The sequence below is a fragment of the Halococcus saccharolyticus DSM 5350 genome (genome assembly GCF_000336915.1).
Taxonomy (GTDB): domain Archaea; phylum Halobacteriota; class Halobacteria; order Halobacteriales; family Halococcaceae; genus Halococcus; species Halococcus saccharolyticus.
The window spans coordinates 198,106-215,729 of sequence record NZ_AOMD01000025.1 but is presented as its reverse complement, the minus strand read 5'-3'; the positions used below and the strand labels follow the sequence as shown (position 1 = coordinate 215,729).

The 17,624-nt window shown below is 64.2% G+C and carries 16 protein-coding genes; 4 read left to right on the top strand and 12 right to left on the bottom strand.

Translation table 11 applies throughout. From position 1 onward, the window contains the following. Positions 1-146: 146 nt before the first annotated feature. Complete coding sequence (locus C449_RS11630) at positions 147-1,940, top strand: cbb3-type cytochrome c oxidase subunit I (RefSeq protein ID WP_049914146.1); 1,794 nt, start codon at positions 147-149, stop codon at positions 1,938-1,940. Positions 1,941-2,310: 370 nt separating this feature from the next. Continuing rightward, on the top strand, positions 2,311-2,589 hold the full coding sequence (locus C449_RS11625) for a DUF7520 family protein (protein WP_006078213.1): 279 nt from the start codon (positions 2,311-2,313) through the stop codon (positions 2,587-2,589). A 48-nt stretch (positions 2,590-2,637) separates the two neighbouring features. Here C449_RS11625 and C449_RS11620 read toward each other — a convergent pair whose 3' ends face one another. Next, on the bottom strand, positions 2,638-3,531 hold the full coding sequence (locus tag C449_RS11620; RefSeq protein WP_241430109.1) for a hypothetical protein: 894 nt from the start codon (positions 3,529-3,531) through the stop codon (positions 2,638-2,640). Between the two features lie 72 nt (positions 3,532-3,603). On the opposite strand from C449_RS11620, the gene C449_RS11615 reads away from it, so the two are divergent. Beyond that, positions 3,604-3,999 carry a universal stress protein gene (locus tag C449_RS11615; protein WP_006078211.1) on the top strand — a complete coding sequence of 132 codons (396 nt, stop codon included), beginning with the start codon at positions 3,604-3,606 and terminating at the stop codon, positions 3,997-3,999. 67 nt (positions 4,000-4,066) lie between these two features. Here C449_RS11615 and C449_RS11610 read toward each other — a convergent pair whose 3' ends face one another. The 8 genes from C449_RS11610 to C449_RS11575 form a co-directional block, all read right to left on the bottom strand. After that, the gene (locus C449_RS11610; protein WP_006078210.1) at positions 4,067-4,837 is read right to left on the bottom strand and encodes a thioredoxin family protein; all 771 of its coding nucleotides are present in this window, start codon (positions 4,835-4,837) and stop codon (positions 4,067-4,069) included. Further along, positions 4,834-5,577, bottom strand: a complete 744-nt coding sequence (locus C449_RS11605) for an ABC transporter ATP-binding protein (protein WP_006078209.1) — start codon at positions 5,575-5,577, stop codon at positions 4,834-4,836. Before C449_RS11605 ends, C449_RS11610 begins: the two co-directional genes overlap by 4 nt. Continuing rightward, positions 5,574-6,332 (bottom strand): ABC transporter ATP-binding protein, encoded by a 759-nt coding sequence (locus C449_RS11600; RefSeq protein WP_049914108.1) that lies wholly within the window; start codon positions 6,330-6,332, stop codon positions 5,574-5,576. Before C449_RS11600 ends, C449_RS11605 begins: the two co-directional genes overlap by 4 nt. Then, the gene (locus tag C449_RS11595; RefSeq protein ID WP_006078207.1) at positions 6,332-7,474 is read right to left on the bottom strand and encodes a branched-chain amino acid ABC transporter permease; all 1,143 of its coding nucleotides are present in this window, start codon (positions 7,472-7,474) and stop codon (positions 6,332-6,334) included. Before C449_RS11595 ends, C449_RS11600 begins: the two co-directional genes overlap by 1 nt. A gap of 181 nt (positions 7,475-7,655) precedes the next feature. Continuing rightward, positions 7,656-8,627 carry a branched-chain amino acid ABC transporter permease gene (locus C449_RS11590; protein ID WP_006078206.1) on the bottom strand — a complete coding sequence of 324 codons (972 nt, stop codon included), beginning with the start codon at positions 8,625-8,627 and terminating at the stop codon, positions 7,656-7,658. Positions 8,628-8,832: 205 nt separating this feature from the next. Continuing rightward, a complete protein-coding gene (locus C449_RS11585; RefSeq protein WP_006078205.1) occupies positions 8,833-10,284 on the bottom strand; it encodes a substrate-binding protein in 1,452 nt (483 codons plus the stop codon). A 159-nt stretch (positions 10,285-10,443) separates the two neighbouring features. Then, positions 10,444-12,420 (bottom strand): acetate--CoA ligase, encoded by a 1,977-nt coding sequence (gene acs / locus C449_RS11580; RefSeq protein ID WP_006078204.1) that lies wholly within the window; start codon positions 12,418-12,420, stop codon positions 10,444-10,446. A gap of 147 nt (positions 12,421-12,567) precedes the next feature. Beyond that, complete coding sequence (locus tag C449_RS11575; RefSeq protein WP_006078203.1) at positions 12,568-14,268, bottom strand: methylmalonyl-CoA mutase family protein; 1,701 nt, start codon at positions 14,266-14,268, stop codon at positions 12,568-12,570. Between the two features lie 91 nt (positions 14,269-14,359). Between C449_RS11575 and C449_RS11570 the strand changes: the two genes are divergently transcribed. Continuing rightward, the gene (locus tag C449_RS11570; RefSeq protein WP_049914143.1) at positions 14,360-14,737 is read left to right on the top strand and encodes a winged helix-turn-helix domain-containing protein; all 378 of its coding nucleotides are present in this window, start codon (positions 14,360-14,362) and stop codon (positions 14,735-14,737) included. A gap of 54 nt (positions 14,738-14,791) precedes the next feature. Here the strand turns inward: C449_RS11570 and C449_RS11565 are convergent, their stop codons facing one another. The 3 genes from C449_RS11565 to C449_RS11555 form a co-directional block, all read right to left on the bottom strand. Then, on the bottom strand, positions 14,792-15,607 hold the full coding sequence (locus tag C449_RS11565; RefSeq protein WP_006078201.1) for an ABC transporter permease: 816 nt from the start codon (positions 15,605-15,607) through the stop codon (positions 14,792-14,794). Continuing rightward, on the bottom strand, positions 15,604-16,626 hold the full coding sequence (locus tag C449_RS11560; protein WP_006078200.1) for an ABC transporter ATP-binding protein: 1,023 nt from the start codon (positions 16,624-16,626) through the stop codon (positions 15,604-15,606). Before C449_RS11560 ends, C449_RS11565 begins: the two co-directional genes overlap by 4 nt. Positions 16,627-16,811: 185 nt before the next feature. Beyond that, positions 16,812-17,615 (bottom strand): CBS pair associated ParBc domain-containing protein, encoded by an 804-nt coding sequence (locus C449_RS11555; protein WP_006078199.1) that lies wholly within the window; start codon positions 17,613-17,615, stop codon positions 16,812-16,814. Positions 17,616-17,624: the final 9 nt, after the last annotated feature.

Below are 17,624 nucleotides of genomic sequence, written 5' to 3'. Positions count from 1 at the left end.
TCGTCTGTCTCGGCCCAATTCGCCCGTGAAGAGGCTCCTGTCGGGCGATTCGACTTCCCGAACTGCTGGCCGAAATCTAAGGGTTCTTTACGCTGTGGATTCGAGATCCGGACATGGTTCAAGCCCAGCTCGCGCTGACGGTCCTGATGGGGCTGCTCCTCGTGGGCGTGGCGGTCTGGCTCACCCGTATCGAGGACTGGCGGTCGTACACGCCGCTGGCTGGCGGTGGCGGTGCCGTGGGTGGGGAGACCGGCTACGCACACGAGGAGAAGCCCGGGGGGATCATCCGGTGGTTGACGACTGTGGACCACAAGGACATCGGGATCCTGTACGGGACGTACGCGCTCATCGCGTTCTCTGTCGGTGGTATCATGGTCATGCTGATGCGTGCCGAACTCCTCGCGCCGGCCACCGACGTCATCGGCGCTGAGTTCTACAACTCGTTGCTCACGAGCCACGGGATCACGATGCTGTTCCTGTTCGGGACGCCCGCGATCGCGGCGTTCGGGAACTACTTCATTCCGCTGCTGATCGGCGCTGACGACATGGCGTTCCCACGGATCAACGCCATCGCGTTCTGGCTCCTTCCACCAGGGGCGATCCTCGTCTGGGCCGGCTTCTTCACCGCCCCGATCGCGAGCCTCGACATCGTCCCGGCACAGACCGCGTGGACGATGTACACCCCGCTGTCGGCCGGCGTCGGGGCCGGGACGCAGGCGAACGTCGGGGTCGACTTCATGCTACTCGGCCTCCACCTCACCGGGGTCTCGGCGACGATGGGAGCGATCAACTTCATCGCCACCATCTTCACCGAGCGCGGGCCCGACGTCAACTGGGCGAATCTCGACATTTTCAGCTGGACGATCCTGACCCAGTCCGGATTGATCCTGTTCGCGTTCCCGCTGCTCGGCAGCGCGCTCATCATGCTGCTGCTCGACCGCAACTTCGCGACGACGTTCTTCGCGGTCGGAGAGGGCGGGGGCCCGATCCTCTGGCAGCACCTGTTCTGGTTCTTCGGCCACCCCGAGGTGTACATTCTCGCACTACCGCCGATGGGAATACTGAGCCTCGTGATCCCGAAGTTCAGCGGACGGAAGCTCTTCGGGTTCAAGTTCGTCGTCTACTCGACGCTGGCAATCGGGGTGCTCTCGTTCGGCGTCTGGGCCCACCACATGTTCGCGACCGGGATCGATCCCCGGATTCGGGCGAGCTTCATGGCGGTCTCGCTCGCGATCGCGATCCCGAGTGCGGTCAAGACGTTCAACTGGATCACCACGATGTGGGGCGGCAACGTCAGACTGACAGCCCCGATGCTGTTCTGTATCGGCGCGGTGTCGAACTTCATCATCGGCGGGGTCACCGGCGTGTTCCTCGCCTCGATCCCCGTCGATCTCGTCCTCCACGACACCTACTACGTGGTCGGGCACTTCCACTACATCGTGATGGGGCTGCTCGGGTTCGCTTTCTTCGCCGGGATCTACTACTGGTTCCCGCTGTTCACCGGGAAGATGTACCAGAAGCGGCTGGCGAAAGCCCACTTCTGGCTCACCGCCATCGGGACCAACGTGACCTTCTTCGCCATGTTGTTCCTCGGCTATCTCGGGATGCCTCGGCGGTACGCGACGTACGACTTCGGCCTCGGGCCGGTGAACATCGTCACTGTCTTCCACCAGCTCGCGAGCCTCGGCGCACTGATCATCTTCGTCGGCCAGGTCATCTGGGTCTGGAACATCGTCCAGTCGTGGTACGAGGCCCCGACGATGGAGGACGCCGATCCGTGGAATCTGAAGGAGAGCGGCCAGTTCACCCACGAGTGGCAGTGGCACGAACGCCGTACCGAGACCGCCATCGCCGACGGTGGCGAAGAACCCGAGGAAGGAACAGCGATGACGGACGGCGGTGAGCAGGCCGAAGGCCTGCGAACGACGGAAGACGAGTGAAACGAGTTTTCCGGAAGCGAGCGGTCGCAACGCGACCGCGAACCACGCCGGACGAGCGAAGCGAGTCCGGCGATGGTGGGAGATGCGAAATCGAAGGCAAGCAGTGATTGCCTGACCGTTGGAAATCCACGGATTTCAAGACTTCTCGAACGGCGGGAAATGAGTAGAACAGGTAGCCGTGTCGTGCGGCCGGAGGTTCGAGCGCAGAGCGTCGACGGCCGTATTAACTGACGACCAGCACGACGGTCATCACCGCCATCGACATCGAGATGGCGACCAGAATCAACAGGAGGAGTTCTTTTTCGGCCATACGGCACGTGGGGCGTGCGAGGACAAAAGGCTGATTGTCCGGCGGGCGCGACGTAGCGGTATGTCGGAGAACCCGACGGCGACGACGCCATCGACGGGACGACGCGGCCGATCGGTGGTCTTGACCGTGTACGTCGTCGTCATCGCCATCGCGGGCCTCACGGGCTTTTTGCTCGGCACCTACGGTCCCGAGGAGCTCCGCCCGGTCGATCTCTTCTTCCTGATCGAACTCCAGCCCACCCCACTTGGACTCGCGATCTACGGGATGGGAACGATGGGAGTCGGGCTGGGGGTCCTCTTGATCCTCGTGAGCTACGCCTCACAGCGCTACGACGAATGACAACGGTAGACTCACGAGCACGCCAGACGACGGAGCTATCGGACTCGTTCAGCCGGCTGTCGTCGGCGTCGCACTCGTCTCGTTCCGCCTCGACGCCGTCGGGTCGGTTGCCGCGACCGCTCTTTCGTACCAGGCGGGTCGCTCGATGTCGGTCGCGCCGATCGCGGTGTAGCGCGCCGAAACGACGATCGTCGTCGCCCCGTCGGCTCCATCACCACTGAGTCGCTGAGTAAGCGTGTAGTTGCGAACGAGCCCCCGTTCGGTGACGCGAGCACAGACGCTGACGGACCGATCGAGGATGGTCGCCGTGTTCGACGAATTTCCTCGTGTCCCCGTCGGCACGAGGTGGTAGACCGTCGTGCCGTTGCGCTCCGTCCGGCCAGCGACGCGGGTTTCGGCGGCCACGAACATCGTTTCGATCCGTCCGCTGCCCCCATCCGAGACCGACGACCGCTGGGCGGCGACCGCCTGTGACGACAGCCGACGGTACGTCGTCGCGTCGTTCGTCCTGGTCGTCGTCACGAGAACTCGCTCGCCATCGTCGTAGTACCCCACTTGTTGCAGCGCTGTCGATCCGTTCCAGCGTTTCGTGACCCGGAAGCGGCCGTCGTCGCCGACACGGGTCGTGCTCTCGATCCGGCGGATCGGTATGCCGTCCTCACTCCGATATACCACGGTCTCTTGCATCGTGAACGACGTGTTTTCGAACGTATCGAGGTGTGCTGCTGCCAGTGCACTGGCGTTCGTGACTCCATCGGCGGTGAGGCCCGGTGCGAGCCGTGGCACGGGCGTCGGGGTCGGTTCGTCGGTCGGGACCGCTACCGGCGTGAGCGTCGGTGTCTGATCGTCGCTCTCAGTCACGAAAACACCGTTACAGCCGGCGAGGACGACACAGACGACGAGGACGTACGGGAGGAGACGGCGCATGCAGGTACTCTTCATGGTGGCCGTGATGCACTCCTGTGTTCGGCACCGTCACAACAGCTAAGTCGCCGCTCGCCGGAGTGATCGGACATGTACGAGATCCTGTTGTGTGTTGACGCGGACGGGGCGAGCCTCGATCGACAGCTCGACGCCGTCACCGATCTGCCGAGCGCAGCCGACGACGTTCACGTCACGATCTGTCACGTCTTCGGCGAGAACCCGTCGGGAGCGTCCGTAACCCAGGTCGGATCGGTCCGGCGCGCGCTCGATCGTCTCGAAGACGCCGGGATCGAAACCTCTGTCGCGGAGGAGAGTGGCGATCCGACCGACGCCATCCTTCGACTGGCGACCGAACGGGACGTGGACACAATCTACATCGGCGGACGAAAGCGCAACCCGTCGGGAAAGGCGCTGTTCGGCAGCGTGACCCAGTCGGTGATCCTCAATGCGGAGCGTCCGGTGCTCGTTGCCGGGCTGAACGACTGAGCACCACGTCACCTCGATAGCGTTCCGAAAATCGGAGTCGTTCGACGCGCGAACCGCCCTCTCGGTGCTACGCACCGTCGCCATCTTCGTAGACCTCGGTACACGCCGCGGCGACACGGTCGGGCGTCGCCCGACCGGTGAACGCTTCCCGAAGGTCCCCGTCCGCGAACAGCGCCAGCGCCGGGGCGGCGTCGATGTCGGTCGCGCGCCGAAATTTGGGACTGTCCTCGCCGTCGAGCCCCCCGACGGCCACTCCCTCGGGAACCGCGGCGAGAATGTCCTCGATATCGTCTTTCATCGCCTCGCATGGGTCACAGTGATGTTTCCAAACCGTGACGATCGCACGGTCGTGCGACGAGACGAACTCCTCGTAGCTCCCGTCGTCGAGTTCGACCACCGCATCCGGAACCGGCGTCCCGGGACGTAGCTCGCTCACGACGTGTGCCATCCTCGCGAGTGTCGCCGTCGACGGCGACCGATCGAGATGGGCGTCGATCGCGAGATACCCGACGAACTCCTCGCGAGTGACGCCGAGATCGTCGACCCGTTCGGCGGCGGCATCGGTCGAGTCGAGATCGAACACCTCGGCGACCGACCCGTGGAACCGCTCGGCCGACGCGTCGGCGTAGCTGTCGTGGTACACCGAACGGGTGTCCTCGAACGCTGCGGTCGTCGTCACGGCCGTGGTCTCCGAATCGATCGAAACTACACCACCCTCGACGAGCGCGTCGAGGAGCGCCTCGGCGTCGGAGTCTCCACTGGTGTCATCGCTGGCGTTGCCGCTGGTGTCCACGTCCGGATCGTTGCGTTCGTGCTGGCTGTCGATCCCGTCGGTCATACGCCGAGGTACCGTTCGCGGGTTTCGTCGTCCTCGCGAAGCTCTTCGGCGGTGCCGTCGAAGACGATCGCACCCTGATCGATCACGTAACACCGATCGGCGATCTTGATCGCCGCCGCGGCGTTCTGCTCGACCAACAGGAGAGTGGTCCCAGCGTCGCGAATCCGCTCGATCGCGTTCTCGACCGCCTCGATGATCTGTGGCGCGAGCCCCTCGTACGGTTCGTCGAGCATCAACAGCTCGGTGTTCTGTTTCAGCGCCCGCCCGATCGCGAGCATCTGCTGTTCGCCGCCAGAGAGCGTGCCGGCTTTCTGTGACTCGCGCTCTTCGAGTCGCGGGAAGAACTCGAACACCTCCTCCGTCGACATCCCACTTCGCTGTACCTGCACCGATCGACCGAACGTGTTCGACCGGTTGCGAGCGACGTCCGCGAGATGGAGATTCTCCCCTACTGTCAGATCCGCGAAGATCCGGCGTTCCTCGGGCACCAGCGAGATCCCGGCCATCGCGACGTCCTCGACGGCTCTTCCGGTGATGTCCTCGCCGTCGTAGGTGATCGTGCCGTCGCGGACTTCGGGCGGTTTCGAACTCGCGATCGAGCGGAGCGTGGTCGTCTTTCCCGCACCGTTGCGTCCGAGCAGCGCGCAGATCTCGCCGTCCTCGACCGTCATCGAGAGGTCACGCAGGATGTGGCTCTCGTCGTAGTACGCATCGACCTCCTCGAGCGTGAGCAGGCTCACAGTTCGACACCACCGAGGTAAGCTTCCTGAACGTCCGGATCGCCCTGTATCTCCTCGGGAGTCCCCTCCGCGATGACCCGGCCCCGATTGAGGACGATGATGCGATCCGAGACCTCGAAGACGATCTCCATGTCGTGTTCGATCAACACTAGCGTCAGTCCGAGTTCTTCCTTCACGTTCTCGATGAGCGAGACGGTCGCGTTGGTCTCCTCGGGGCTCATCCCCGCCGTGGGTTCGTCCATCAGGAGGAGGTCCGGCTCGCTCGCCAGTGCGATCCCGATCTCCAGCCGGCGCTTGTCGCCGTAGGGGAGATCCGCCGCCGGCACCTCGCGTTGATCCCAGAGATTGACGGCTTCGAGCGTGCGCCGCGTCGCGTCGTCGACTTCGGGATACCGGTTCCGATGACGGAAGAAGTTGAGACGGAACGAGCCGTGTTCGGCACCCAGCGCAGCAATCTCGGCGTTCTCCTCGACCGTGAGCTCCGGGAAGATCGAGGCGGTCTGGAAGGATTTGCTGATCCCCTGTTGGACCACCTCGTAAGGGGCCCGGTCGGTGATCGATTCTCCCTGAAACACGATGTCGCCCTCGGTCGGTTCGAGCATCCGCGTGATGAGGTTGATGAGCGTGGTCTTGCCCGCGCCGTTCGGCCCGATCACGCTCACGCGCTCGCCCTCTTCGATCGCAATGTCGACGTCGTCGGTCGCGGTGAGCCCGTTGAACCGCTTCACGAGCCCACGGGTTTCGAGCAGCGCCATCAGCGCTCCTCCAGCCGCGCTGTGATCCACGATCGACCGTCCTCCACGACGCCCCAGACCCCCTGCGGGAACAGGACGACGACCGTGACGAAGACCAGTCCGAGCACGAGATGCCAGTAGGGGCCGATCCAATCGAAGGGATAGCCGCCGCTCACGATGTACTCGACCCAGAGATAGATTCCGGCCCCGATCAGCGGACCGATCAACGTTCCGACGCCGCCGAGAACGGTCATGATGACCACCTCGCCGCTCGTGGTCCAGTACAGCGAGGACAGCGGGACGTACTCGCCGTGGACGGTGAACAGCGCCCCCGCGAGCCCTGCAAACGTCCCCGAGAGCACGAACGCCGCCAGCTTGTACCGCCAGACGTTGAATCCGACGAACGACGCACGCTGCTCGTTCTCGTGGATCGCGCGGAACACGATCCCGTACGGCGAGTTGAGGATCCGGAGGATCGTCGCGACGCTCACCACCAGCGCCGCCGCGATGAACGCGTAGCGCCACGTCCCGAGCAGCGTTCCGGCGATCGAGGGAAGTTCAGTTCCGAGGTCGAACGATCCGAGCAGCGGCCCGATCTCCACGCCAGTCAGCCCGTTGTCACCGCCGGTGATGAACGCGAGCGGTGCCGAAGCCATGTAGTAGAGCATCTGTGCGAACGCCAGCGTGAGAATCGCGAAATAGATCCCGCCCCGCCGGAGCGACAACACCCCGAGAACGACCGAGAGGACCACGGCGAACAGCACCGCGACCCCGACGATCACGAGGGGGGACTCGACGACGTTCGCACTGAGCCAGCCAGCCGCGTACGCACCCGCTCCCCAGAGGGCGGCGTGGCCAAAGGAGAGCAGTCCGGTGCGCCCGAGCAGCAGATCGAACCCGATCGCGAAGATCCCCCAGACGAGGATCAGCGACGCCAGCTCCTGATACCCTTGGAGGAGATCGCTGATAACCGGTGCTCGGGCGAGCAGATACGGAAACAGCGCGACGCCGACGATCGTCAGCGCGATGACCGTCGACTCCCGCCCGCGGACGCGCTCCCATCGGGCTCGGATCCCGGCGAGGGACGTCGTACCGGTCCCGCCACTCACAGTTTCGCCACCGTCGGCTTCGGTCTCGGTCGGATTTGGGTTCTGATCACTCATGCACACCACCTCCGTGGACGGCCACGAACCCACGCAGCCCGGTTTCGTCGACACCGTGGGAACGTACGATGTGTATCGGTACCGTGGCTGTCGGTTCCATGCCTCCCACAGGAAATACGCGTTAATAAGCGCCGCGGGCATGGCTCGATCGGTTCGCCGCCAGTCATCGTCGGTGCCTGTTTCATGAGATATCCACCTCGCTGCCGAGCAGCCCTTGTGGACGGACGAGGAGGATGACTGCGGCGATCGCATAGATCCCGACCTGCGACCACGGCGCGAACGCGTAGTTGATCCCGAGCGCAGGGATCACGAGACTCCACTGGATCAGGAACGACTGCGTGATCCCGAGGATCAGTCCCCCGAGCACCGCGCCCCTGATGCTGCCGAGCCCGCCGATCACGACCGTGAGAAAGGCCGGGACGAGGATGTCGGTACCGACCGTCGGATTCACGACGTTCAGCGGCCCGCCGACGACGCCAGCGACGCCCGCCAGCGCAGCACCGATACCGAACACCGCGATGTACGGCCGTGTGATCTTGATTCCGAGGAGTTGGACCATCTCCGAATCCTGAGTGCCCGCTCGCACCGTCAACCCGAAGTCGGTGAACTCGATCAGCGCGTACACGAGCACGACCAGTACTGCCGTGATGACGATGACCCAGAGCCGCCACTGGGGAAATCCGCCGACCAGCGGCAACTGCACCGCCCCTGACGCCCATTCGGGCTGGGCGAAGCTCTGGCTGTTACCGCCGAACAGCACCCTGAGAGCCTGTTGGACCACGATCGCGAGCCCGAAGGTGAGGAGGATCTGGTCGGTGTCGGGGCGGTCGTAAAACGGTCGTGCGACGAACCGTTCCATCGCCATCCCGAGGACGAAAACGATGATCGGGACGATGATCAGCGCGGCCAGAAACCCCATATCGAGCCCGAGCGTGCCGAATCCGAGCTCAGCAAGCTGTCCCTGCGAGAAGGTCGTCTCTTGGGAAACCAGGAGACCGACGTAGAGCCCGACGACGTACAGCGCGCCGTGGGCGAAGTTCACGAACTTGAGCGTGCCGAGGATGATCGACAGCCCGATCGCCAACAGCACGTAGATCGCCCCCGTCTGGAGACCGTTGAGCAGGATGCGGGCCGTTTCGGCGACGAGACTCATCGATCCTCCTCGTGTTCGTCGCTCGGTCGTTCTCGACGATCGGGGCCGAGAAATCGATGGTACCGTTGCTGTCGGCAGTACTGGCCGCACTGAGCGTCACTGTTCGATTCGGTCGCTGTCGGGGTGTGCATTGTATCGTCCCTCGTTCTATCGATCGGCTGTCGTTGCCACACGTCTTCGTCGGAAACGCGGTGTGATGGGAGAGCTATTCGTAGCTACCGAGCTCGCATTCGGCCGCTGGGCCGGTGTTGCAGTCGTAGCCAACCTGGTCGCTGGGGACGAGGTTGACGAGGTTCAGCAGGTCGCCATCGCTCTGCTGATCGACCGGTTTGCCCTGGACGACGGGGATCGCCCGTTGGGCCTGGTGGTCGCACTTGCGCATCACTTCCTGGCCCAGACCGATGTTGTTGTACTCGTAGCCCTCGAGCTGCCGGATGACTTCCGGTGGGTAGAACGTCCCGGCGCGTTCGGCGGCCGCCGCGTACTGGAGCGTCTGGGCGTACGCGACGTGCGCGACGCCCGGTGGTGGGTTGCCGTACTCCTGCTGGAACGCATCGGCGAACGTGTTCGACGGCTCGTTGTCGATCCCTGGGTCCCATGCGGTCGTGCCGAACACGCCCGGAATCGCCTGTTTCGCGTTGCCCGCCACCAGCTGGTTGTAGAGCGGCACGACGATCTCCATCTCCTCGTTCAGGCCCTGGTTGGCGGCTTGTTTGAGCGAGTTCGCGCCGTCGAGTCCGTACTCGACGAGGAACAGTGCGTCGGCGTCGGAGCTTTGGGCCTCCGAGAGATACGAGGAGAAGTCCGAGGTGCCGAGCGGCGTCGCCGTGTTACCGACCTCGGTCCAGCCGGCCTCCTCGAAGAACTGCTTCATCGACGACTGGACGCTTTGACCCCACGTGTAGTCGGCGTAGAGCTGGTAGAAGTTCAGATCGTCGCCGTACTCCTCCGTCACCGGCGGCACGAGCGCCTGTGCGGTCGTGTACCCGTTGAACATCTCTCGGAAGGCGTACCGCCGACAGTCCGCGCCGGTCGTGGCGTTCGAGTGGGTGAGACAGCACTGGTACAGCACTTTCTCCTGTTGGGCCAGCGACTGGAGCGCGATCGCCACTGCGCTCGACGAGCCGCCGGTGAACATGATCACGTTGTCCCGGTTGATCATCCGGCTTGCGGCGTTCCGTGCCGTGTCGGGGTCGGTCGCGGTGTCACCCTCCACGAAATCGATCTGCTTGCCGAGTACGCCGTCACCGCTGAGGTCTTCGAAGCTGTCGACCCAGCCACCGCCGTTGTTGAGATGGTCGATGGCGAGTTCGTACGCGTTGAGTTCGCTCGCGCCCTCCGCTTGGTAGGACCCACTCTGGGGGACGGTAAGCCCGAACGTCGCGGTGTCACCCTCGACGGGGAAGTTGCCGAGCGATGGGTAGTCCCCACCGCCACCACCGGAGCCGTTTCCGCCGCCACCACCGCCGGAACCGTTGCCGCCACCACCGGACCCATTGCCTCCACCACCACCGCCGGAACCGCTGCCGCCGCCGGAGTCGTTTCCGTCGCCTCCGCCACCGAGACAGCCTGCCAACCCGGCGATACCGACGGTGCCCGATGCACCGGCCAGTTTGAGCACGTCACGGCGGGTCTGTCCTGTGTCCTCGCGTCGCATACCACTTGCATGGAGGAAGAACATAATAATCTTTGCATCAGAACAATACCTGTGGTTGATCTGTAAAGGAGGCGCTTGATACCGCTCGCAGAACTGCATCGACATCGTTCGACACGTCGACCCGCGAGACGGGTCGGGTGCAGACGATCGGACGGCTGTTTAGTCGGTCTGGACCTGGTCGCGGATCTCTTCAGGGACGCTCGGATCCCGGAGTGTGGTGGTGTTGCCGAGCTCGTCGCCGTTCGAGATGTTCTCGAGCAGCCGGCGCATGATCTTGCCCGATCGGGTTTTCGGGAGATCGTCGACGAAGATGACCTCGTTCGGGCGTGCGAACTTCCCGATCTCCTGTTCGATCGCCCCTACGATCCGGTCACGGACCTCCTCGTTCTCCTCGACGCCCTCCCTGACGGTGACGTAGACATCGGGCACTTCGCCCTTCTCGGCGTCCTCGCGTGCGGCGACCGCGGCCTCGGCGACATCGTCGACCTCCGCCACCGCGCTTTCGAGCTCCATCGTTCCCAGCCGATGGCCGGCGACGTTCATCACGTCGTCGAGCCGCCCGAGAACGCGGTAGTAGCCGTCCTCGGCCTGGACTGCACCGTCGCCCGCCTCGTACACCCAGTCGCTCGAATCGTCCGAATCGGTGTCCGAAAAGCGTTCCCAGTACTCCGAGATGAACCGTTCGTCGTTGCCGTAGACGGTCTGCAACATCCCGGGCCACGGCCGTTCGATCACGAGGTTGCCCGCCTCGCCGCTTTCGGCCGGGATCGACTCGCCGTTGTCGTCGTAGATCGCGGGTTGAATTCCCGGTGCGGGATGGCCCGCGCTGCCCGGCTTCATGTCGTGGAGTGCGGGCAGGTTGGTGATGAGGTGGCCGCCGGTCTCGGTCTGCCACCACGTGTCGACGATGACCGCGCTCTCGTCGCCGATGTGCTTGTAGTACCAGAGCCACGCCTCGGGCTGGATCGGCTCGCCCACCGTGGTCATATGTCGAAAGTCGAAGTCGTGGCCCTCGACGTGCTCCTCGCCCCACTTCATGAACTGGCGGACGGCGGTCGGTGATGTGTGGAAGATGTCGACGTCGTACGCCTCCGCGATCTCCCAGATCCGGCTCTTGGTCGGGTGATCCGGCGCACCCTCGTACATCACCGTCGTCGTGCCCAGCGAAAGGGGCCCGTAGACGATGTAAGAGTGGCCGGTGATCCAGCCGATGTCGGCGGGACACCAGTAGGTGTCCTCGGGTTTGATGTCCTCGACGTACTTCGAAGTCCCCGTCACGTACGCGAGATACCCGCCGGTTCTGTGTTGACAGCCCTTCGGCTGGCCCGTCGTCCCGGAGGTGTACATCAAAAAGAGCGGATCCTCGGCGTCGCGGCTGACCGGCTCGACCGTCTCGCCACGGTGATCGTCCAGCAGATCCGCAACCATCGTGTAGTCATCGCTGACATCGACCTCCGGCTCGTCGTGACGGGTCCACGCGAGGACTTCGGGATCGCGGTCGGTCTCCGCCATGGCCTCGTCGGCCTTCTCGATGTGATCGAGGAACTCGCCGCGGCGGTAGTAGCCATCGATCGTCACAACGTGATCGGACTCGGCGCTGCCGACCCGTTCCGCGAGGGCGTTCGCCGAGAAGCCGGCGAAGACCACGCTGTGGGGCGCACCGATGCGCGCACACGCGAGCATCGTGATCGGGAGCGCGGGCACCATCGGGAGGTGAATCGTGACGACGTCGTCCTCCTCGACGCCCACGGATCGAAGTGCGGCCGCGGTCTCGTTGACTTTCTCGTGGAGATCGTCGTAGGTGATGTCGCGGGTTTCGCCGTCCTCTCCCTCCCAGAGGAGGGCGGTCTCGTCGCCGCGCTCGTCCAGATGGCGATCGACACAGTTGTGGCTCGCGTTCAGCTCCCCGCCAACGAACCACTCGTAGAACGGTGGGTTCGAGTCGTCGAGCACCGTGTCCCACTCCGAGTCCCAGTCGAGCATCTCGGCGTACTCCTCGAAGCCCCCGGGGAACTCGTCGAACCGGTCGTAGATCGCTGGATCAGCGGCGTTCGCCTGCTCGACGAACTCCTCGGGTGGCTCGAAGTAGTCCTGTTCGGCGAGCCGCGACTCGATCGTGATATCCTCGTCTGACATGATTGTCTTCCAGTCGTGTGGTTCGGTGGTACGCCACATATCATTAACGATACCCGCATTGTTCCGCGATATCGAACCACAAGCAAACAGAACGGACCGGCACGGGACCCATCGATCCGCATACACCGACTGTCGATGCGATCTCGATCAGGCCACGCCGACCGTCTCGCTGTACGAACCGTGGCGCGCCTCGAATACCCGCATGATCTCGCCCATCGACGCCCCGATCTTGACCGCATCGACGATCGCCGGCATCGTGTTCTCGCCCGTCTCGATCGCGTCTTCGAGGTCCGTGAGCGCGTCCTCGACGGCTCCGTCGTCGCGTTCGGCTTTCACCTCGGCGAGGCGGGACTGCTGTCGTTCCTGGACTTCCTCGTCGACTTCGAGGATCTCCGGTCGAGTGTCCTCGTCCATCGTATACTCGTTGACGCCGACGACGGTTTCTTCCCCTTCCTCGACGCGTTCTTGATACTCGAAGGAGGCGTCCTGGATCTCGCGGTGGAAGTACCCCTGCTCGATCCCCGTGAGAACGCCGTCCCGAACCGACCCGTCGCCCATCTCGCGGATCTCCTCGATGTACTCCATCGCCTTTTCTTCGGTCTCGTCGGTCAGCGACTCGACCGCGAAACTTCCCCCAAGGGGATCGACGATGTCGGCTGCACCCGACTCCTCCGCGATGATCTGCTGGGTTCGAAGCGCCACGCGAACGGCGTCTTCGGAAGGAAGCGCGAGCGCCTCGTCGTAGCTGTTGGTGTGGAGGCTCTGAGTGCCTCCCAGAACACCCGCGAGCGCCTGGACCGTCACGCGAGCGATGTTGTTGAGCGGCTGCTGGGCGGTCAGACTCTGGCCCGCGGTCTGGGTGTGGAACTTGAGCTGTTTCGATTTCGGATCCTCGGCGTCGTACCACTCGTCCATCACGTTCGCGTAGATCCGGCGGGCCGCGCGGAACTTCGCGACCTCCTCGAAGATGGCGTTGTGGGAGTTGAAGAAAAACGATAACTGAGGAGCGAACTCGTCGATGTCGAGGCCGCGCTCCATGGCGTCCTCGACGTACGCGAACCCGTCGGCGAGGGTGAAGGCGAGCTCCTGGATCGCGGTCGAGCCCGCTTCTCGAATGTGGTAGCCCGATATCGAGATCGGTTTGATCTTCGGGGTCTCTTCGACCGCGAACTCCACCGTATCAGTCACGAGGTCGAGCGAGGATTCGGGGGGCGTGACCCACTCCTTCTGGGCGATGAATTCCTTCAGCATGTCGTTCTGCATCGTCCCCCGAAGCTTCTCGCGTGGGACACCCCGTTTGTCGGCGAGCGCGACGTACATCGCGAAGATCACGGGCGCGCTCGGATTGATCGTGAAGGAGGTCGAGACCTCTTCGAGATCGATCCCGTCGAAGAGGATCTCCATGTCGCGGAGCGTGTCGACCGCGACGCCCTCTCTCCCTACTTCGCCGTCGGCCATCGGGTCGTCCGAGTCGATCCCCATCAGCGTGGGCATGTCGAACGCGGTCGACAGGCCAGTTTGGCCCTCGTCGACGAGGAAGCGGAACCGTTCGTTGGTCTCCTCGGCGGTGCCGAAGCCCGCGAACTGGCGCATCGTCCACGTCCGACCGCGATACATCGTGGGATAGACGCCCCGGGTGTACGGCTCCTCGCCGGGGAAGCCGAGGTCCTCTTCGTAGTCGATGTCCGCGACGTCGTCTGGAGTGTAGAGTCGATCGACTTCGAGGTTCGACACCGTGGCGAAGCGGTCCTGGCGCTCGCCGTGGCGCTCTAGTACCGGGTCGAGCGTCTCCTCGGTCCAGCGTTCCTTCTCATCGCGGATCGCGGCGAGATCCTCATCGTCGTACATGGGCGTAATTGTTGCCGGGTCGGTAAAGAAGATTCGGGCATCGATGTCGATCGAGCAAGGATTGATTCCGACGGCCGGTCGAACTCCGACCATGACCCACTCCACGGTGGATCCGACGGACGCCCTCTCGGCCCTTGGCAACGAAACGCGGGTCGCCATCCTCCGCGAGCTCGCGGACGCCGACGACACGCTCTCCTTTTCGGACCTACGCGATCGGGTCGGCATCCGCGACTCGGGAAAGTTCAACTACCATCTCTCGGAGCTGTGCGCGTACTTCGTTCGGGAGACCGAGAGCGGCTACGAACTCGGCCACGCCGGCACGCGTGTCATCGATGCGGCGACATCCCGCGACGAACCAGTACCACGCGACGACTCCGATGCTGTCGACGCGTCCGAGACGTGTCCGGTCTGTGGAACCGAGAACTGCGAGAAGCTCTTTCACGTCCACCTGTCCCCGCCGTGGGGCTGACGGCCGATCGCCGCATCCTGCACCGAATCGGGCGGAGACGGCGGCGTCGGGCTCTCAGTAATGACCCATGACGCCTTTCCGGCGCGCACGACGCTGTGCCCGGTAGAAGGCGAAGTAACCGACCCCGAGATAGCCGACGGCGGTGGCGACGAGGATCGCGAGCTCGGTCGCGGGGAACGCCCACAGTCGGACGCCGTCGGCCATCGCGCGCCCGAGGAGATGGCTGCCCTGGGCGAGCGGGAGCCATTTGAGAAGCGGGTACTGGGTGACCGGCGCGGCGATCAGCCCGATCAGCACGAACTGGACGATGTTGAAGGCGTTCTCGACCCGTTTGTAGAGCAGGGCGAGCGCCCCCATCGCGAACCCGACGCCCACCGCGGGCGCGATCGCGAGCGCGCCGAGGGTCAGCACCGTCACCGGCTCGATGACGAGGGACTGACCGGTCGTGGCGAGCATCAGCGCGAGGATGAGCACCCCCCAGAGGAACGCTTCCAGTACGTTTACCGCGGTCTTGATCGCCATCACTCGCCCGAAGCCGAACGGAGACATGTAGAGCTGTTCGAGGGTTCCCCACTGGGATTCGCGGGTCACGTTCCACGCGAGCCCGGAGTACGCCGTGATCGAGATGCTCCAGAGCAGGTAGCCTACGATGATCCCCTCGATCGACTCGGCGAGCGCCGCGCCCGCGATCGCGCGCCCGCCGAAGAAGATGATGAGGAAGACGAGATACATCACGCCAAACTGCGAGAGGGTGTTGACCGGGTAGCGCACGAGGAGCAGCACGCGCTTTTTCGCGACCGCCCGGATCAAAGTCGACAGGCCGGCGTCGGCTGTCGCACTCGTTTTCGAGCTTGCGGTATCCGTACTCATCCGTTCTCACCCCCAGTGAGTTCGAGGAACACGTCTTCGAGGTCCGGTTCGATCGAGTCAACTGACTCCGGTACCGTGTCGGCCTCTCGAAGCGTGTCCATCACGTCGTAGAGCGCGCGCCCGTCGGGTAGCGACACCGCAAAGCGCGTCCGGTCGCCGACTGCTTCGAACCCGTCAACGTCGAACTCGGCTGCGAGACGATCGCGCACCCCCTCCGGGAGATCGTCGACGGTGATGTGGTACGCCTGGCTCCGGAAGAGATCGATGAGACCGTCGACGGTATCGTCGGTGACGACGCGGCCGTCGTTCATGATGATTACCCGGTCACAGACTGCCTGTACCACGTCCATGTCGTGGCTCGACAGCACGACCGTCATCGATTCCTGCTCGGCGAGCCGGCGGAGCTCCCGTCGGAGTTCGAGCGAACTCTCCACGTCGAGTCCGAGTGTCGGCTCGTCGAGGAAGGCCACCGAAGCGTCGCGTGCGAGAGTGCAGGCGAGCGACACTTTCTGTTTCATCCCGCGTGAGAGATCGTTCACCGGAACGTCGGCCTTCTCTGTGAGCGCGAGCTGGTCGAGCAGCCGGTCGTGGCGGTCGGCCACCGCAGCGGGCCGCCGGCCGGAAAGCGCGGCGAAGAACTCCAGGTTCTCCCGTACCGTGAGCTTCCAGTAGACGTTTCGCGCTCCTTCGAGCATCGCGCCGACGCGCTGATAGGCCGCCCGCGGCTCCTCGTGAACGTTCACGCCATCGATCGTCACCGTTCCGGTGGTGGGAACGACCAACCCGAGCATCGCCTTGATCGTCGTGGTCTTCCCGGCCCCGTTCGGCCCCAACAGTCCGACCACGGTCCCCGGTTCGATGTCGAACGAAACGTCCTCGACGGCGCGAACGGCGTCGTCACCGTCTCCGTAGGTCTTTCCGAGCCCGTCGACCGAAACCACGGAGCGGCTCGACTCATTCGATTCCTCGGCCGTCCGGTCCCTTGCGTTCTCCCGTTCGAGCGGTGCGTTCGTGCTCATTCGGCTTCATCCCCACAGCCGCTGTCATTAAGCATTTCCAGAGTTATATTTCTGTTCTATAGATAACACATGTCGGCGGGGGTTTCGGTAGTAGTCGTACCGAACACCGATATGTCGAGAGCGTCGCGGGCGTCTCTACCTGTTCTAAGAACGGTTGGTGGTGGCGGCTGGCGCTGGCGCGTCGCTCACTCGGCTTCGTTCAGTCTGCTGATCGTCTGCACCAAGGGATGGTGGGCGTAGTCGACGACGCAGATGTCTTCGATCGATTCGAGCCCCTCCTTGCGCGCTGTTTCGGCCATTCCGAGCTCGACACCCTCCCCGAGCACGATCACGTAGGCGTCCGATTCCTCGATCCCCTGGCGATCGGCGGCCTTCACGCGGTGGTGGCCGTCGGCGAGCAGGAGGTCCCCGCCGTTGTCGATGACGACGAGAGGCTCGGCGAGTCCGTGTTCGAGTTCGTATCGCCGGCCTTCGAGTTCGTCGGCGTACACCTTCGACTGGGTGGGTGTGAGGTCGTCGAGTGCGACCCGCCGGCGCTCCTCTCGCGTGCTGATCTCGTGGATGTTTTCGAGGGTGCGCGAGAGCTTGCCGACTTTCTCGGGGGTGGCGCGCTCGATCTGGCTCCGGATCACGTCGGCGTTCGAGATGATCCCGACGAGGTTGCCGGCGTCGTCCACGACCGGGAGTTTCTGGATGCCCGACCGGAGGATGACCCGCGCGGCGTCGTCGAGGTCCATCTCGGGATGAGCAACCACGAGATCCTCGGACATCACCGTGAAGACGGCGGCGTTGTCCGCGGCGAGCAGGAGGTCGCGGGCGGTGACGAACCCCTCACACCGCCGGCCGTCACAGACCGGGAACCCGCTGTGTTCTTCGTCGCTCTCGGCGACGCGGCGGGCGACCGACGCGACCGTGTCGTCGGGCGAGACGGTCACGACGTCGCGAGTCATGTAGTCTTTGACCCGCGGTGTGCCGGTGTCGGTGGCCATCGAGTGTGT

Bases quoted from the DNA above. Each gene is read 5' to 3' on its own strand.
- C449_RS11615 (WP_006078211.1), top strand. From the start codon at position 3,604: ATGTACGAGATCCTGTTGTGTGTTGACGCGGACGGGGCGAGCCTCGAT.
- acs (WP_006078204.1), bottom strand. From the start codon at position 12,420: ATGTCAGACGAGGATATCACGATCGAGTCGCGGCTCGCCGAACAGGAC.
- C449_RS11585 (WP_006078205.1), bottom strand. From the start codon at position 10,284: ATGCGACGCGAGGACACAGGACAGACCCGCCGTGACGTGCTCAAACTG.
- C449_RS11555 (WP_006078199.1), bottom strand. From the start codon at position 17,615: ATGGCCACCGACACCGGCACACCGCGGGTCAAAGACTACATGACTCGC.
- C449_RS11590 (WP_006078206.1), bottom strand. From the start codon at position 8,627: ATGAGTCTCGTCGCCGAAACGGCCCGCATCCTGCTCAACGGTCTCCAG.
- C449_RS11595 (WP_006078207.1), bottom strand. From the start codon at position 7,474: ATGAGTGATCAGAACCCAAATCCGACCGAGACCGAAGCCGACGGTGGC.
- C449_RS11620 (WP_241430109.1), bottom strand. From the start codon at position 3,531: ATGAAGAGTACCTGCATGCGCCGTCTCCTCCCGTACGTCCTCGTCGTC.
- C449_RS11570 (WP_049914143.1), top strand. From the start codon at position 14,360: ATGACCCACTCCACGGTGGATCCGACGGACGCCCTCTCGGCCCTTGGC.
- C449_RS11610 (WP_006078210.1), bottom strand. From the start codon at position 4,837: ATGACCGACGGGATCGACAGCCAGCACGAACGCAACGATCCGGACGTG.
- C449_RS11600 (WP_049914108.1), bottom strand. From the start codon at position 6,332: ATGGCGCTGCTCGAAACCCGTGGGCTCGTGAAGCGGTTCAACGGGCTC.
- C449_RS11565 (WP_006078201.1), bottom strand. From the start codon at position 15,607: ATGAGTACGGATACCGCAAGCTCGAAAACGAGTGCGACAGCCGACGCC.
- C449_RS11625 (WP_006078213.1), top strand. From the start codon at position 2,311: ATGTCGGAGAACCCGACGGCGACGACGCCATCGACGGGACGACGCGGC.
- C449_RS11575 (WP_006078203.1), bottom strand. From the start codon at position 14,268: ATGTACGACGATGAGGATCTCGCCGCGATCCGCGATGAGAAGGAACGC.
- C449_RS11560 (WP_006078200.1), bottom strand. From the start codon at position 16,626: ATGAGCACGAACGCACCGCTCGAACGGGAGAACGCAAGGGACCGGACG.
- C449_RS11630 (WP_049914146.1), top strand. From the start codon at position 147: ATGGGGCTGCTCCTCGTGGGCGTGGCGGTCTGGCTCACCCGTATCGAG.